The organism is Leisingera sp. XS_AS12 (assembly GCF_041224635.1).
Classification (GTDB): Bacteria; Pseudomonadota; Alphaproteobacteria; order Rhodobacterales; family Rhodobacteraceae; genus Leisingera.
On sequence record NZ_JBGFGM010000065.1, the window covers coordinates 1 to 15,170 of the forward strand.

Here is a 15,170-nt window from a genome sequence, read left to right on the forward strand (position 1 = left end):
TCCGCCGCTCACTCCGAAGAGTGCGCTCGACTTGCATGTGTTAGGCCTGCCGCCAGCGTTCGTTCTGAGCCAGGATCAAACTCTCAAGTTGAAATGCTGTTGCCAGCATATCCTTGACGTTCGAACCTCTGCACATCTTCATCAGGAGGCTAATCCTGATGAAAGTCTCTGTTTGTGTGCTTGGTTTCCAAAGAAACCGAAGCCGTACAAACAGTGAAGCTGACACCTTATCATCGGCGTGACCGCTTGCGCTACTTGAGCGCAAGATCATCGGCTTTGCCTAAAGGCGCGATATACAGACGTTGATCCATCGAAATGAACCAAACCGCCCACATATCTCTTCAGTTATCCATCAATGTCAAAGAGCACACACCCGGAGGCAAAAACAGGACCGTTGCGCCATTCTCACAGCGCGCCCGCCTCGTTCCATCCAACAGATGCCGCTGTCTCTCCAGCGCGTCCCGCCGTCTCTCCGGCGTGTCAGCAGCGCCTCAGCGCCGCCGGTGAAGGGGCTTTTACGGACACCCCGAATGAGTCGCAAGACCTAATTCAACAAAATACGACAGCTTTTTGAATTTGCCGGATCTTGAGGCGGCGGACCGCTCCCGAACACCTCCAAAGCACTGCTCAAACACCGCCCCCTCCAAGAACCGGCCTCCGCAGCCAGATGCACGTGATACATATGCACGCGCCCGGGAGCGATGCGGCGCGGGTGCAGGGCTAGCCTCGCCCAGCCGGGGCAATCGAATTGGCGGTATCCAGCAGATAAGGCACCAGCTCGCGCTCGACCCGCTCCGGCGTCCAGTGGAAGGCCGATACCGAACATTGCACCGCCCCATGGGCCAGACCATCGGCACCGCGTATCGGGGCGGAGATGCCAATCTCGTTCAGGATCATCTGGTCCTGCGTGATGCTGAAGCCGCGCTCTGCCGTGCGCGCCATCTGACGCGCCAGCTCGGCCCGGTCCATGGTCGTGCGCGCCGTCATCTGCCGCAGGGGCCAGGTCTCGACCGCCGCGCGCCAGTCGGCCTCGGCCCAGGTCGACAGGATCGCCTGCCCCGGCGAGGCCGACAGCGCCGGCAGGTGGCGCCCGATCAGCGTCGCCTCGTAATTGGTACGCTGGCAGGGCAGCCGGGCGACATAGACGATGCTGGTGTCCGACAGCTCGGCCATGTTCACCGTTTCGCCCAGGCGCTGCGCCAGCTCGATCAGCTTGGGCATTGCCAGCGCCACCAGGGAATCGGACCAGTAATAGGCATAGGCCAGTCCCAGCCAGGCATGGGTGGGGCGAAAACGCTTGGTATCCGGATCGCGGTGCAGAAAGCCCTCAACCATGAGTGTATTGGCCAGCCGCTGCACTGCGCTTTTGTCCATACCGCTGAGTTTGACCATCTCGGTCAGCGACAGATGCGTGTTCGTGCGATTGAAAACTTTAAGCAGTTTCAAACCCTTGGCAAGTGATGACACATAGAGCGTGTCCTGCTTGCGTGGCGCCTCAACGGGGGTGTCCCCCGGCTGGCCGGTGATTTTCCGTCTTGACGCCATGGCAGCGCATACCCTTTTATGGTCCCTATAACGATACCCAGTATCATATAATAATACAATTTGCAATCCCATCTCTGCGCCACACAACCTGTGGAGATTTGAAGCCAACATGGAGAGAACATGAAACGCATCCTGATCCCGGCCGCCGCCCTTGCGATGACCGCCGCCGCCAGCGTGCAGGCCGGCAAGTCCGACGACGTGCTGAATGTCGCCTTCACCAAGGAGCTGGAAAACGTCGACAGCTACTTCAACTCTTCGCGCGAAGGCGTGGTGCTGCAACGCGCGGTCTGGGACGGGCTGATCTACCGCGACCCGGAAACCAACGAATACAAGGGCAACCTCGCCACCTCCTGGGAGTGGATCGACGATGTCACGCTGGAGCTGAAGCTGCGCGAGGGCGTGACCTTCCACAACGGCGAACCCTTCGATGCCGATGACGTGGTCTATACCGTCAACTTCGTTGCGGATGAGTCCAACGGCGTGAAGACCCAGCGCAACGTGAACTGGATGAAATCGGCCGAGAAGATCGACCAGTACACCGTCCGCATCCACCTAAAGGCGCCCTTCCCGGCTGCGATCGAGTTCCTTTCCGGCCCGGTGTCGATGTACCCCAATGAATATTACGCCGAAGCCGGCCCCTCCGGCATGGGGCTGAAGCCCGTCGGCACCGGCCCCTACAAGGTGACCTCGGTTGAGCCGGGGCGGCATTTCGTGCTGGAGAAATACGAAGGCTACCACGACAGCCCCAAGGGCCAGCCGTCCATCGGCACCGTCGACATCCGCACCATCCCGGACGTGAACACCCAGATGGCCGAGCTGTTCAGCGGCTCGCTTGACCTGATCTGGCAGGTGCCCGCGGATCTGGCCGAAAAACTGGACCAGATGGGCAAGTTCACCGTCGCCAATGAAAGCACCATGCGGATCGGCTACCTGACGCTGGACGCCGCAGGCCGCACCGGCGAGGACAGCCCCTTCACCGACGTGCGCGTGCGCCAGGCAGTAGCCCATGCCATCGACCGCAAGGCGCTGGTCAGCGCGCTGCTGAAAGGCAAGAGCCAGGTGATCTCCACCGCCTGTTTCCCCAGCCAGTTCGGCTGTGATCAGGATGTGACCAGCTATGACTACGATGTCGACAAAGCCAAGGCGTTGCTGGCCGAAGCCGGCTACCCGGACGGCTTCAAGACCGAGTTCTACGCCTACCGCGACCGCGAGTATGCCGAGGCGATTGCCAGCTTCCTCAACGCGGTTGGCATCGAGACCGACTTCAAGATGCTGCAATATTCCGCCCTGCGCGAATTGCGCATGAAAAGCGGCTCGCCGGTGTCGTTCCAGACCTGGGGCTCGTACTCGATCAACGACACCTCGGCGATCACCAGCCAGTTCTTCAAGCTCGGCTCGCTGGACGATGCCCGCGACGCGGAAGTGGCGGGCTGGCTGGATGCCGCCGACAGCGCGACCGACCCCGCGGTGCGCCAGGAAAACTACTCCAAGGCGCTGAAGAAGATCGCGGACGAGGCCTATTGGGTGCCGATGTTCTCCTACAACACCAACTACGTGTTCACCCCCGAGGTCACCTATACTCCCACTCCGGATGAAGTCCTGCGCTTCACCGACATGGACTGGAAGTAAGCAGACCAGCGCGGCGGCGGGGCAGGTCCCCGCTGCCGCATGCGCCGCCGCGGCGGCCGTCCCTGCAATACCCAGCAAAAGAGGTTCACCTTGCTGCGTTTCATCCTGAAGCGGGCCGGGCTGGCGATCCTTGTCGCCTTCACCGTCTCGCTGATCTCCTTCAGCCTGCTGTTCCTGTCCGGCGATCCCGCTGCGGCCATCGCCGGGGAACACGCCAGCGACCAGGACATCGAGGCCATCCGCCGGATCTACGGCTTTGACCGCCCGATGCTGCTGCAATACTGGGAATGGCTGTCCAGCGCTCTGATGGGCGATTTTGGCGAAAGCTACTATTTCAAGCTGCCGGTGGCCGGGCTGATCGCCGAACGCCTGTCGATCACCATGACCCTGGGTGTCTGCGGCATCTCCTTTGCGCTGCTGACCGCGGTGCCGCTGGGGGTTGCTGCCGCGATCCGCCCCAATTCGCTGCTCGACCGGTTTGCGCTGTTCCTGTCGGTGGCCGGTCAGGCGATGCCGAGCTTCTGGTTTGGTCTGATCCTGATCGTGGTGTTCTCGATCCAGCTGGGCTGGCTGCCACCATCGGGCACCGCAACGCCGCTGCATTTCGTGATGCCGACCATCGTGCTTGGCTACTACGCGATGCCCGCGATCATGCGGCTGACCCGTGCGGGCATGCTGGAGGTGCTGTCCTCGGATTACATCCGCACCGCCCGCGCCAAGGGCGCTCCGGAGGGGCTGGTGATGTTCAAACACGCGCTGCGCAACGCGATCATCCCGGTGGTGTCGCTGGCGGCGGTGCAGATGGGCTTCATGCTGGGCGGCTCGATCGTGGTTGAATCGATCTTTGCGCTGCACGGCGCCGGCTATCTGGCCTGGGAATCCATCAGCCGCAACGACCTGCCCACCGTGCAGGCGCTGATCCTTGTTTTCTCGATGTTCTACATCGTCTTCACCTTCCTTGCCGACGTGCTGAACGCCTGGCTGGACCCGCGCATGAGGGCCGGATGACATGACCCAGACTGCAGATCCTCTTCTTCAGGAAATCACCGGCCCGACCCCGGGCCAGCTGCTGCGCAAGCGCATCTTCGGCCACCAGGGCCTGCTGATCGGCAGCATCGTGCTGGGCCTTCTGGTGATTGTCGCGCTCTTTGCGCCGCTGATCGCCCCGCATGACCCCTATGCCCAAAGCCTGCTGGCCCGGATGGAGCCGCCGGTGTTCCTCGGCGGCAGCTGGGAGCATCCCCTGGGCACCGACCACTTAGGCCGCGATTACCTGTCGCGCCTGATCTACGGCGCCCGCGTGTCGCTGCTGATCGGCTTGGTGGCGGCGCTGATCTCCGGCCTGATCGGCACCGCCATGGGGGTTGCCGCGGGCTATTTCGGCGGCCGTGTCGATGCGGTGGTGACCTTCCTCATCAACGTGCGCCTGGCGATGCCGGTGGTGCTGGTGGCGCTGGCGGTGGTGGCCATCTTCGGCGGCTCGCTGACCGTGGTGATCACCGTGCTGGGCCTGCTGCTGTGGGACCGTTTCGCCGTGGTGATGCGCGCCTCGACCCTGCAGGTGCAGGGCCGCGAATATGTCGCCGCCGCCCGCGCCATCGGCTGTTCCAACACCCGCATCGTGATGTCGGAAATCATGCCGAACATCGTCAACAACCTGATCGTGGTGATCACGCTGGAAATGGCCCATGCGGTGCTGCTGGAAGCGGCGCTGTCATTCCTCGGCCTTGGCGTGCAGCCGCCGACGCCCTCCTGGGGGCTGATGGTCTCCGAGGGCAAGCAGATGATGCTGTTCGAGCCCTGGCTGGTGCTGATCCCCGGCTTCGTGCTGTTTGCGCTGGTCCTGTCGATCAACCTTCTGGGCGACGGTCTTCGCGACGTCACCGCGCCTGAAAACCGTAACTGAGGGAGGCAGGCATGACAGACACACCGATACTCTCCGTCCGCAACCTGACCATCGACATCCCCGTCGGCGGCGGCACCCTGCACGCGGTGCGCGGCATCGATTTCGACCTCAACCGCGGCGAGACCCTGTGCATCGTCGGCGAAAGCGGCTCGGGCAAGTCGCTCACCTCGCTGGCCCTGATGGGACTGCTGGGCAAGAAGATCTCGCGCCGGGCCGACCGGATGGAGTTCGACGGCATCAACCTGATGAAGACCAGCCAGCGCGGCATGCGCAAGCTGCGCGGCCTGCGCATGTCGATGATCTTCCAGGAGCCGATGACCTCGCTCAACCCCGCCTATACCATCGGCGATCAGCTGGCCGAGGCGCTGCTGTTGCACAAGAAGGTCAGCCGCGAACAGGCCCGCGCCCGCGCGGTGGAGCTGCTGGAGAAGGTTGGCATCACCGCCGCCAAAAGCCGCCTGTCGCAATATCCGCACCAGCTGTCCGGCGGCCTGCGCCAGCGGGTGATGATCGCCATGGCGCTGATGTGCGAGCCGGAGCTGATCATCGCGGATGAGCCGACAACCGCGCTCGACGTGACCATCCAGGCGCAGATCCTGCGGCTGCTGGTGGATCTGCAAAAGGAACTGGGCATGGCGATGATCCTGATCACCCATGACCTGGGCGTGGTGGCCCGCGTCGCCGACAAGGTGGCCGTGATGTATGCGGGCGAGCTGGTGGAAACCGGCCCCGCCGCGGATGTCTTTGGCGCACCCGCGCATCCCTACACCCGCGGCCTGCTGCGCTGCATCCCGGTGCCGGGCAAGACCGAACGCGGCGCCGAGCTGGGCACCATTCCCGGAATCGTGCCCTCGCTGGTGGGCGAGGTCTCGGGCTGCCCCTTCCGCACCCGCTGCGACCATGCCGTGGACGCCTGCCGCCAACCCATCCCCCTGCGCGAGCAGCAGGCCGGACGCCACAGCTTCCGCTGTGTGCATCCCGATGGCCGCGCCGCCAGCCCCCAAGAGGTGCCCGCATGAGCGATACCCCCGTTCTGGAACTGCGCAACGTGACCAAGACCTATCAGGTCAAACAGGGCATGTTCGCCACCCCCAAGCCGCTGAAGGCGGTCAATGATGTCTCGCTCAGGATCGGCCGCGGCGAGGTGCTGGGCCTGGTCGGTGAATCCGGCTGCGGCAAATCCACCCTCGCCAAGATCCTCCTGGGGCTGGAACAACCCACCGAGGGCCAGGTGCTGGTCGACGGCAAGGAGATCGGCGCGCAGAACCGCTCAGAACTGGCGCGCCGCATCCAGCCGATCTTTCAGGATCCCTATTCCTCGCTCAACCCGCGCAAAAGCATCTATGACATCATCTCGCTGCCCCTGCGGGTGCATAATGTCGGCGACAGCGCCAGCCAGGAAAAGGCGGTGCGCGAGATCCTCGACATTGTCGGCCTGCCCGCGCGGGTAATGAACACCTACCCCAGCCAGATGTCCGGCGGCCAGCGCCAGCGGGTGGCAATTGCCCGCGCGCTGATCATGAAGCCCGAGATCGTCATCTGCGACGAGCCGACCTCGGCGCTGGACGTCTCGGTGCAGTCACAGATCCTCAACCTGCTGGGCGAGCTGCGCCGCGAATTTGGCCTCACCTATCTGTTCATCAGCCACAACCTCGCGGTGGTGGAACACCTGGCGAACCGGGTGGCGGTGATGTACCTCGGCCGCATCGTCGAGGAGGCCAGCGTCGAAGGGTTGTTCGACCGCCGCCGCCATCCCTACTCGGACGCGCTGCTGCAATCGGTGCTGACGCCAGATCCCGGCATGGGCGTGCCAGACACCCATCTCGGTGCCGCCTATCCCAACCCCATTGACCCGCCCAAGGGCTGCCACTTCCACCCGCGCTGCGCCAAGGCAATGCCCCAGTGCAGCCAGGCCACGCCGCAGACGGTGCCGACCGAGGACGGCAGGGTCGAATGCCACCTCTACGGCGCCCAGGCGCCGGCGGCATAGGAAGGAACAGCGATGATACCAAGCTTTTCCGAAACACAGGTCACGCGCAAAACCGTGATCGAAACCGAATACGGCGTGGTTGCGGCCCAGCACAGCCGCGCCGCACGCATCGGCGCCGAGGTGCTGGCGGCGGGCGGCGATGCCGTGGATGCCGCGGTGGCGGTCTCCTTTGCCATCGGCGTGGTCGAACCGTGGATGAGCGGCCCGGCAGGCGGCGGTGCCGCCATGCTGTGGCGCGCGGACGAGGGCCGCGCCTATGCGCTGAACTACGGCATGCGCGCGCCGCAGGGGCTGGACGTGGCCCATTACCCGCTGTCAGGCGAGGGCAAGGCCGGTGATCTTTTTCCCTGGGAAAAGGTGGTGGACGACCGCAACGTGCAGGGCGCAACCGCCATCGCCGTGCCCGGCACCGTCGACGGCAATGCCAAGGCCCATGCCCGCTTTGGCCGGATGCCCTGGCACGACCTGCTGCAGCCCGCCGTCGCGCTGGCGCAGGAAGGCCTGCACGTGGATTGGTACGCGGCACTGATCATCGCCTCCGCCACCCGCGCGCTGGCACAGGACCGCGACGCCGCGGCGCTGTTCCTGGAGGACGGCCAATGGCCCACCATTGCGGGCTGGACCAGCCTGTCCGACAAGCGCATCGACATGTCCCGCATGGGGGCAACTCTCGCCCATCTGGCCGAGGCAGGCCCGCGTGATTTCTACGAGGGCGACATCGCCGCCGCCATGGCCGCCGACGTGCAATCCAAGGGCGGTTTCCTGTCGCTCGAAGACCTCAAATCCTACCACGCCGAGCTGCTGGATCCGCTGTCCTTCGACTACCGCGCGGCCCGCTTTGACGTGATGCCGGGGCTGACCGCGGGGCCGACCTTCCGCGATGCGCTGGCGCATCTGGAAACGGCCTTCACCTCCGGTGACCAGCCCGGCGCCGAGGCCTTTGCCGCCTATGCCGCGGCGCTGAAATCGGCCTATGCCAAGCGGCTGGCGGGCATGGGTGACGATGGCGAGGATGCCAATGCGCCGGGCTGCACAACGCATTTCTCGGTGGTCGACCGGCACGGTAACATGGTGTCGCAGACCCAGACGCTCCTGTCGATCTTCGGCTCCCGCGTGGTGTCGCCGCAGACCGGTCTGCTGATGAACAACGGCATCATGTGGTTCGACCCGGAACCGGGCAAGCCGAACTCCCTGGCGCCGGGCAAGCGCTGCCTGATGAACGTCTGCCCGGTGCTGGGCGAGGCGGGTGGCAAACGCTTTGCCTTTGGTGCCTCGGGCGGGCGCAAGATCGTCTCGGCGATGACGCAGCTGTCGTCCTTCGTCGCCGATTTCGGCATGGATGCGGAGGCCGCCTTCCACCATCCGCGCATCGATGTTTCGGGAGGCGACATGGTCGTGGCCGACGACAGCCTGCCCGCCGATGTGCTGGCCGCCTTGCGTGCCAGCCACCCGGTCACCACGACCCGCCGCACCGTGTTTCCCTATGCCTTCGCCTGCCCCGCGGGCGTGCTGCGCCAGAACGGGCGCAACAGCGGCTGCACCGAAATCATGTCGCCCTGGGGCGACGCCATCCCTGAGAAGACGGAGACCACATGAGCCAAGATCCCGGACGCGGCGGCGCCATCGCGCGCGCCAGCCGCTATTTCGACGACGGCACGTTCCAGTCCGACCTCGCCGCCTGGGTCGCGCACCCGACCGAAAGCCAGAACCCCGAGGCCGCCCCCGCCCTGCTGCGCTACTTGCAGGAGGTGATCCAACCGCGACTGGAAACCTCGTGCTTTGCCTGCGAGATCTTTGACAACCCCGACCCGTCGGGCGGGCCATTGCTGGTGGGCGAGCGGATCGAGGATCCGGCGCTGACCACCATCCTGACCTATGGCCACGGCGACGTGATCCGCGCCCAGACCGAGCAGTGGCGCGAAGGTCTCGCACCCTTTGAGCTGGTCGAGGAAGGCGACCGGCTCTATGGCCGTGGCACCGCCGACAACAAGGGCCAGCACCTGATCAACATCGCCGCGCTGGAAGCGGTCCTGGCCGAGCGAGGACGCCTTGGCTTCAACGTGAAAATCGTGGTGGAGATGTCCGAGGAGACCGGATCGGCCGGGCTGTCTGAATTCTTTGAAGCACAGAAAAGCCGTCTCAAGGCCGATGTGCTGATCGCCTCGGACGGGCCGCGGTTGCAGCCGGACACGCCGACCATGTTCATGGGCTCGCGCGGCGGTGTCAGTTTTGATCTGGAACTGGACCTGCGCGAGGGCGCGCATCATTCCGGCAATTGGGGCGGCCTGCTGGCCGATCCCGCGATCATCCTGTCGCATGCGCTGGCCTCCATCTGCGACCGCCGCGGCCAGATCCAGATCCCGGAATGGCGCCCCGACAGCCTGACCGACAGCGTGCGCGCGGCCCTTGACGGGCTGCCGCTGGAGGGCGGCGACGGCCCCAGCATTGACACCGACTGGGGCGAAGAAAGCCTGACCCCGGCAGAGCGGGTGTTCGGCTGGAATGCCTTTGCGGTGCTGGCGATGACCAGCGGCGTGCCGGAGGCGCCGGTCAATGCCATCGCACCCTACGCCCGCGCCACCTGCCAGCTGCGCTACGTGGTGGGCACCGACCCCGAGGACATCCTGCCCTCGCTGCGCCGCCATCTGGACGCCCACGGGTTCGAGACGGTGAAACTCGTGCCCCATGATCGCGGCTTCTTCCGCGCCACGCGGCTGGATCCGACCGATCCCTGGGTGACCTTCACCGCCGCATCGCTGGCTGAGACCGCGGGCAAACCGCCCCATATCCTGCCGAACCTCGCAGGATCGCTGCCCAACGACAGCTTTGCCGACATCCTTGGGCTGCCGACGGTCTGGATTCCGCACTCTTATCGCGGCTGCTCCCAGCACGCGCCGAACGAACATGTGCTGAAACCGGTCTGCCGCGACGCGCTGCGCTGCATGGCCGGGCTGTTCTGGGATCTGGCCGCTGCCACCGCCACGGGCTCCCGCCGCGCGCACTAGGCAGGCAGCCCCGCCCGGCCCCGCTGGACACACGCCGCGCCCCCTTGGCGGGGGCGCGGCGACAGAGATCAGAAATCCCAGTCTTCATCCTCTGTCGCGACCGCCTTGCCGATCACATAGGATGAGCCGGAACCCGAAAAGAAGTCATGGTTTTCATCGGCGTTGGGCGACAGCGCCGACATGATCGCCGGGTTCACCGCGCAGACCTCGTCCGGGAACAGCCCCTCATAGCCGAGGTTCTGCAGCGCCTTGTTGGCGTTGTAATGCAGGAAGTGCTTCACATCCTCGGTCAGCCCCAACCCGTCATAAAGGCTCTCGGTATAGCGCCCCTCGATGTCGTAGAGGTCAAACAGCAGCGAAAAGGCAAAATCCTTCAGCTCCTGCTGCTGCGCGTCATCCAGCCGTTCCAGCGCGCGCTGGTATTTGTAGCCGATGTAATAGCCATGCACCGCCTCGTCGCGGATGATCAGGCGGATCAGGTCGGCGGTGTTGGTCAGCCGGGCGCGGCTCGACCAGTGCATCGGCAGGTAGAAACCGGAATAGAACAGGAAGCTCTCCAGGAACACGCTGGCGATCTTCTTCTTCAGCGGGTGGCTGGCGGCGTCATATTCATCCAGGATCAGCCGCGACTTGGCCTGCAGGTGCTCGTTTTCCTCCGACCAGCGAAACGCCTCGTCCACCTCGGCGGTCTGGCAGAGGGTTGAAAACACCGAGGAATAGCTGCGCGCATGCACCGCTTCCATGAAGGCGATGTTGGTCAGCACGGCCTCTTCATGCGGGGTCTGCGCATCCGGCATCAAGGCAGGCGCGCCGACGGTGTTCTGGATCGTGTCCAGCAGGGTCAGCCCGGTGAACACCCGGATCGTCAGCTGCTGTTCCTCCGGTTTCAGCTGCGACCAGCTCTGGATGTCGTTGGACAGCGGCACCTTTTCCGGCAGCCAGAAATTCACCGTCAGCCGGTTCCAGATCTCCAGATCCTTGTCGTCCTGCAACCGGTTCCAATTGATCGCGCGCGGCACGGCACGGGCGGTGGGAAGGTCTCTCATCTCGTCAAATCCTCAGTCAGTCCGAACCGTCACAGCGAGCAGGACACGCAGCCCTGCACCTCGGTGCCCTCCAGCGCCATCTGCCGCAGCCGGATGTAGTAGATGGTCTTGATGCCCTTCTTCCAGGCGTAGATCTGGGCGCGGTTGATGTCGCGGGTGGTCGCCGTGTCCTTGAAGAACAGCGTCAGCGACAGGCCCTGGTCCACATGGCGGGTGGCGGCGGCATAGGTGTCGATGATCTTCTCCGGCCCGATTTCATAGGCGTCCTGGTAGAACTCCAGGTTGTCGTTGGTCATGTAGGGCGCGGGGTAGTAGACGCGGCCGATCTTGCCCTCCTTGCGAATCTCGATCTTCGATGTGATCGGATGGATCGAGGAGGTCGAGTTGTTGATATAGCTGATCGAGCCCGTCGGCGGCACCGCCTGCAAGTTGCGGTTATACAGCCCGTCGCGCATCACATCGGCCTTCAGCGCCTGCCAGTCCGCGCGGCTGGGAATGGCAATGCCCGCCTCGGCAAACAGCTGTTTCACCCGATCGGTTTCCGGCAGCCAGTCGGCGCTGACGTAGTCGTCAAAGAAGCGGCCATCGGCATATGTCGACCGCTCGAAACCCTTGAACACCTCGCCCTTCTCCTGCGCGATTTTGTTCGAGGCCCGCAGCGCGTGATACAACACGGCGCAAAAATAGATGTTGGTGAAATCAATGCCCTCGGCGCTGCCATAGTGGATGTGCTCGCGCGCCAGGAACCCGTGCAGGTTCATCTGCCCCAGGCCGATCGCGTGGCTTTCGTCATTGCCCCGCCGCACGGAGGGCACCGAGTCGATCGCGCTCATCTCCGACACCGCGCTCAGCGCGCGCACGGCGGTCTCCACCGTGGCCGCCAGATCGCCGCCATCCATCGCCTTGGCGATATTCATCGAGCCCAGATTGCAGGAGATATCCGTGCCCAGGTGCTTGTAGCTGAGGTCGTCATTGAACTCCGACGCCTCGTTCACCTGCAGGATTTCCGAGCAAAGGTTCGACATGGTGATGCGCCCGGCCACCGGATTGGCAGCGTTCACCGTATCCTCGAACATGATATAGGGATAACCGCTCTCGAACTGGATCTCCGCCAGAGTCTGAAAAAACTGCCGGGCATTGATCTTCTGCTTGCGGATGCGCGGATCATCGACCAGCTCGTGATAGCGCTCGCTGACCGAAACCTCCGAGAAAGGCACCCCGTGCACCTTCTCCACGTCATGCGGCGAGAACAGGTACATGTCCTCGTTTTTCTTCGCCAATTCAAAGGTGATGTCGGGGATTACCACGCCCAGTGACAGGGTCTTGATACGGATCTTCTCATCCGCATTTTCGCGTTTGGTGTCGAGGAAGCGCAGAATGTCCGGGTGGTGCGCGTTGAGGTAAACCGCCCCCGCCCCCTGCCGCGCGCCCAGCTGGTTCGCGTAGGAAAAGCTGTCTTCGAGCAGTTTCATCACCGGGATCACGCCAGAGGACTGGTTCTCGATGCCTTTGATCGGCGCACCATGTTCGCGGATGTTGGTCAGCATCAGCGCCACGCCGCCGCCGCGCTTGCTCAGCTGCAACGCCGAGTTGATGCCGCGGCCGATACTTTCCATGTTGTCCTCCAGCCGCAGAAGAAAGCAGGAGATCAGCTCGCCCCGGCTCTTCTTGCCGGCATTCAGGAAGGTGGGCGTGGCGGGCTGGAAGCGGCCGGTGATGATCTCCTCCATCAGCCGCAGCGCCAGCGCCTCGTCGCCGCGCGCCAGCGTCAGCGCCACCATCACCACGCGGTCCTCGTAGCGTTCCAGGTACCGGCCGCCATCGCGGGTCTTCAGCGTATAGGAGGTGTAATACTTGAAAGCCCCCAGGAAGGTCGGAAAGCGGAATTTATGCGCATAGGCCGCGTCCCAGATCCGGTGCAGGAAGGCGCGGTCATATGGCTCCAGCACCTCAGCTTCGTAGTAGCCTTCCTCAACCAGATACCCCAGCTTTTCATCCAGCGAATGAAAGAACACGGTGTTCTGGTTCACATGGGTCAGGAAATACTGCCGCGCCGCCTCCCGGTCGGCCTCGAACTGGATGTTTCCCTCCGCATCATAAAGGTTCAGCATGGCGTTCAGCGCGTGGTAGTCGCGCTCGCCGGCTACGCTGGAATCGAGCATTCCGTCCCCCAGAATTTCTGCAGCCCGGCGCGAACGCGGGCGATGTCGGTTTCGGTGCCGGCCAATTCAAAGCGGTACAGCACCGGCACATTGCATTTGCGGGCGATCACGTCGCCCGCCAGCGCGAAGGTTTCGCCAAAGTTTCGGTTGCCCGCGCCGATCACACCGCGCAGCAGCGCCCGCAGGGGCGGCTGGTTCAGCAGCCGGATCACCTGCTTGGGCACGGCGCCGCGCCCCTGCCCGTCCGCATAGGTCGGACAGATCAACACGAAGGGCGCGAGGATCTGCGGCAGCGGCTCGCCGTGGCGCAGCGGCAGGCGCGTGGCCGCAAGGCCAAGCCGCGTGGCAAAGCGATGGGTATTGCCGGAGCCGCTGGAGAAATAGACCAGCCCCGCCACGGCGTCAGGCCAGGCGAGCGATCATGTCGGGGCGAAAGCCCGCCCAATGGCTCTCCCCGGCGACGACCACCGGCGCCTGGCGATAGCCCATGTCCTGCACCTTCTGCAGCGCCGTACTGTCCTCGCTGAGGTCGATCACCTCATAGGCCAGCCCGCGCGCATCCAGCGCGCGGGTGGTGGCGGTGCATTGCACGCAGGCCGGTTTGGAATACACGGTGATGGTCATTGGTCTGGTCCCTATCTGCTGTTGCGGACAAGGGGACAGGGTCACGGGCGGCGCTGCAGGGGGCAGGCCGGTCCACGCACCCAGGCCCGCCGCCTGTGGTTCACGTCTCATCAGCCCTGGCAGGTCTCCTGGCTTGCGGCTCCGACGTCTGGCCCGCCTTCCCGGCGCCGGTGCGCCAGTGGCATATGGGGTTTGACTCGCCGCTTACAGTTGCGGGGGCAGCACCGGAATTACACCGGTTTCCCTCTTAGCCTCTGATGTGAATCACAGGCACCAAAGCCACTCCATATAGGGTTATACCCTAGCCACCCGTCAATATGTTGTTTTCGATATCCACAGGAAAAGCCGCACGGGTCTCAGCCCCGGTGCCACACCAGCGGGGCCGGGTCCTCGCGAAAGGCAAAGCGCAGCAGATGGCTTTCCACCACCTCGCAGGTCTGCGCCAGCTCGGTCGCGGTCGCGGACGTGACGTGTATGCTCAGCCGATCCGCGTCATGGCGCAGCTGCGCCAGACCGCAGACGAATTGCAGCTCCGCCCCCTCCGGGCTCTCGACGACCGGGATCTTGTGACCGAAATGGCGGACGAGGCGCGTATAAAGGCCTGCGGCCTGCGCCGAGTGGAAAACCGCGCGTGTTTGCATTGCTGCTCCTTAGAATTGATATTAGCCAAGATACTGGCAGATATTGATTTTAAACCGTTTCAACACGCCGCGCCCGGCATTGGTCTGCGTTCTGGGCGTTTGCATTGGTGCCACCTGAAAGGACGCGACCATGACCACCCGCCCCGGCCCCTCGCCGAACGCCGCCTTCTTCGGAGACGACGACGAAGCGATTGCCTACAACCGCGCCTGGTTCAACATCATGCGCGCCCACCGCAAGTTCCACCCGCGGATCGCGCGGGCGCTGAGGAGCCATGGCATCAATGACCCGATCTGGTACGAGATCCTGCTCGAACTGGAGCGCGCCGGTGCCGACGGCCAGCCGATGGCGGCGCTGGAGGACAAGCTGTTCGTGCCGCAATACGCGCTCTCCCGACATGTGGCCCGGATGGAAAAGGACGGGCTGCTGCGGCGCGAATTCATTGCCGACGGGCGGCGCAAGCAGATCCTCTTTCTCACCGACCGCGGCGCCGGGCTGCATGCGAAGATCTGGCCAACCTACTGGGAGGCGATGCAGACCGAGATCGGCCAGCATCTGACCACCGAGGAGGCCTATGCCCTGTCGCGCCTGCTGATCAAGCTGCTGCCGTGAAGCCGCGCCGCA

General features: G+C 64.1%; 14 protein-coding genes, 1 rRNA gene and 1 riboswitch. Of the genes, 8 read left to right on the forward strand and 7 right to left on the reverse strand.

Translation table 11 applies throughout. The features are described 5' to 3' along the window. Positions 1–91: ribosomal RNA gene (locus AB9K35_RS03265) — 16S ribosomal RNA — on the reverse strand; the annotation flags it as partial. 629 nt (positions 92–720) lie between these two features. Beyond that, entirely contained in the window at positions 721–1,545 is an 825-nt protein-coding gene (locus tag AB9K35_RS03270; RefSeq protein ID WP_369924468.1) for an IclR family transcriptional regulator, read from the reverse strand. Between the two features lie 120 nt (positions 1,546–1,665). Here AB9K35_RS03270 and AB9K35_RS03275 point away from each other — a divergent pair, with 120 nt between their 5' ends. From AB9K35_RS03275 to AB9K35_RS03305, 7 genes are all read left to right on the forward strand, one after another. Continuing rightward, positions 1,666–3,174, forward strand: coding sequence for an ABC transporter substrate-binding protein (locus AB9K35_RS03275; RefSeq protein ID WP_369924470.1), 1,509 nt, complete (start codon positions 1,666–1,668; stop codon positions 3,172–3,174). A 90-nt stretch (positions 3,175–3,264) separates the two neighbouring features. After that, entirely contained in the window at positions 3,265–4,182 is a 918-nt protein-coding gene (locus AB9K35_RS03280) for an ABC transporter permease (protein ID WP_222455913.1), read from the forward strand. Between the two features lies 1 nt (position 4,183). Beyond that, positions 4,184–5,080 (forward strand): ABC transporter permease, encoded by an 897-nt coding sequence (locus tag AB9K35_RS03285; protein ID WP_222455914.1) that lies wholly within the window; start codon positions 4,184–4,186, stop codon positions 5,078–5,080. Positions 5,081–5,091: 11 nt separating this feature from the next. Further along, positions 5,092–6,099, forward strand: coding sequence for an ABC transporter ATP-binding protein (locus AB9K35_RS03290; protein ID WP_369924471.1), 1,008 nt, complete (start codon positions 5,092–5,094; stop codon positions 6,097–6,099). Next, positions 6,096–7,070 (forward strand): ABC transporter ATP-binding protein, encoded by a 975-nt coding sequence (locus AB9K35_RS03295; RefSeq protein WP_369924472.1) that lies wholly within the window; start codon positions 6,096–6,098, stop codon positions 7,068–7,070. The genes AB9K35_RS03290 and AB9K35_RS03295 overlap by 4 nt, the downstream gene beginning before the upstream one ends. Before the next feature lie 12 nt (positions 7,071–7,082). After that, positions 7,083–8,666 (forward strand): gamma-glutamyltransferase, encoded by a 1,584-nt coding sequence (locus AB9K35_RS03300; protein ID WP_369924473.1) that lies wholly within the window; start codon positions 7,083–7,085, stop codon positions 8,664–8,666. After that, positions 8,663–10,075: a M20 family metallopeptidase gene (locus AB9K35_RS03305; RefSeq protein ID WP_369924474.1), complete on the forward strand. Its 1,413-nt coding sequence runs from the start codon at positions 8,663–8,665 to the stop codon at positions 10,073–10,075. Before AB9K35_RS03300 ends, AB9K35_RS03305 begins: the two co-directional genes overlap by 4 nt. Positions 10,076–10,143: 68 nt before the next feature. Here AB9K35_RS03305 and nrdF read toward each other — a convergent pair whose 3' ends face one another. The 5 genes from nrdF to AB9K35_RS03330 all read right to left on the reverse strand — a co-directional run bounded on the left by nrdF (position 10,144) and on the right by AB9K35_RS03330 (position 14,548). Next, the gene (gene nrdF / locus AB9K35_RS03310; protein WP_369924475.1) at positions 10,144–11,121 is read right to left on the reverse strand and encodes a class 1b ribonucleoside-diphosphate reductase subunit beta; all 978 of its coding nucleotides are present in this window, start codon (positions 11,119–11,121) and stop codon (positions 10,144–10,146) included. 29 nt (positions 11,122–11,150) lie between these two features. Then, positions 11,151–13,283: a class 1b ribonucleoside-diphosphate reductase subunit alpha gene (gene nrdE / locus AB9K35_RS03315; RefSeq protein WP_369924477.1), complete on the reverse strand. Its 2,133-nt coding sequence runs from the start codon at positions 13,281–13,283 to the stop codon at positions 11,151–11,153. Continuing rightward, the gene (nrdI, locus tag AB9K35_RS03320) at positions 13,265–13,681 is read right to left on the reverse strand and encodes a class Ib ribonucleoside-diphosphate reductase assembly flavoprotein NrdI (protein ID WP_222455921.1); all 417 of its coding nucleotides are present in this window, start codon (positions 13,679–13,681) and stop codon (positions 13,265–13,267) included. The genes nrdE and nrdI overlap by 19 nt, the downstream gene beginning before the upstream one ends. Before the next feature lie 4 nt (positions 13,682–13,685). Further along, positions 13,686–13,907 (reverse strand): glutaredoxin-like protein NrdH, encoded by a 222-nt coding sequence (nrdH, locus tag AB9K35_RS03325; RefSeq protein ID WP_369924478.1) that lies wholly within the window; start codon positions 13,905–13,907, stop codon positions 13,686–13,688. A 100-nt stretch (positions 13,908–14,007) separates the two neighbouring features. After that, positions 14,008–14,200, reverse strand: a riboswitch (cobalamin riboswitch). A gap of 63 nt (positions 14,201–14,263) precedes the next feature. Next, positions 14,264–14,548: a DUF2218 domain-containing protein gene (locus tag AB9K35_RS03330; protein ID WP_369924479.1), complete on the reverse strand. Its 285-nt coding sequence runs from the start codon at positions 14,546–14,548 to the stop codon at positions 14,264–14,266. 130 nt (positions 14,549–14,678) lie between these two features. Between AB9K35_RS03330 and AB9K35_RS03335 the strand changes: the two genes are divergently transcribed. Next, on the forward strand, positions 14,679–15,158 hold the full coding sequence (locus AB9K35_RS03335) for a MarR family winged helix-turn-helix transcriptional regulator (protein ID WP_369924480.1): 480 nt from the start codon (positions 14,679–14,681) through the stop codon (positions 15,156–15,158). Positions 15,159–15,170 lie beyond the last annotated feature (12 nt).

Excerpts from the sequence above, each read along its gene's own strand:
- AB9K35_RS03295 (WP_369924472.1), top strand. The coding sequence starts at position 6,096 with ATGAGCGATACCCCCGTTCTGGAACTGCGCAACGTGACCAAGACCTAT.
- nrdE (WP_369924477.1), bottom strand. The coding sequence starts at position 13,283 with ATGCTCGATTCCAGCGTAGCCGGCGAGCGCGACTACCACGCGCTGAAC.
- AB9K35_RS03290 (WP_369924471.1), top strand. The coding sequence starts at position 5,092 with ATGACAGACACACCGATACTCTCCGTCCGCAACCTGACCATCGACATC.
- AB9K35_RS03275 (WP_369924470.1), top strand. The coding sequence starts at position 1,666 with ATGAAACGCATCCTGATCCCGGCCGCCGCCCTTGCGATGACCGCCGCC.
- AB9K35_RS03285 (WP_222455914.1), top strand. The coding sequence starts at position 4,184 with ATGACCCAGACTGCAGATCCTCTTCTTCAGGAAATCACCGGCCCGACC.
- AB9K35_RS03300 (WP_369924473.1), top strand. The coding sequence starts at position 7,083 with ATGATACCAAGCTTTTCCGAAACACAGGTCACGCGCAAAACCGTGATC.
- nrdH (WP_369924478.1), bottom strand. The coding sequence starts at position 13,907 with ATGACCATCACCGTGTATTCCAAACCGGCCTGCGTGCAATGCACCGCC.
- nrdF (WP_369924475.1), bottom strand. The coding sequence starts at position 11,121 with ATGAGAGACCTTCCCACCGCCCGTGCCGTGCCGCGCGCGATCAATTGG.
- AB9K35_RS03335 (WP_369924480.1), top strand. The coding sequence starts at position 14,679 with ATGACCACCCGCCCCGGCCCCTCGCCGAACGCCGCCTTCTTCGGAGAC.
- AB9K35_RS03305 (WP_369924474.1), top strand. The coding sequence starts at position 8,663 with ATGAGCCAAGATCCCGGACGCGGCGGCGCCATCGCGCGCGCCAGCCGC.
- AB9K35_RS03330 (WP_369924479.1), bottom strand. The coding sequence starts at position 14,548 with ATGCAAACACGCGCGGTTTTCCACTCGGCGCAGGCCGCAGGCCTTTAT.
- AB9K35_RS03270 (WP_369924468.1), bottom strand. The coding sequence starts at position 1,545 with ATGGCGTCAAGACGGAAAATCACCGGCCAGCCGGGGGACACCCCCGTT.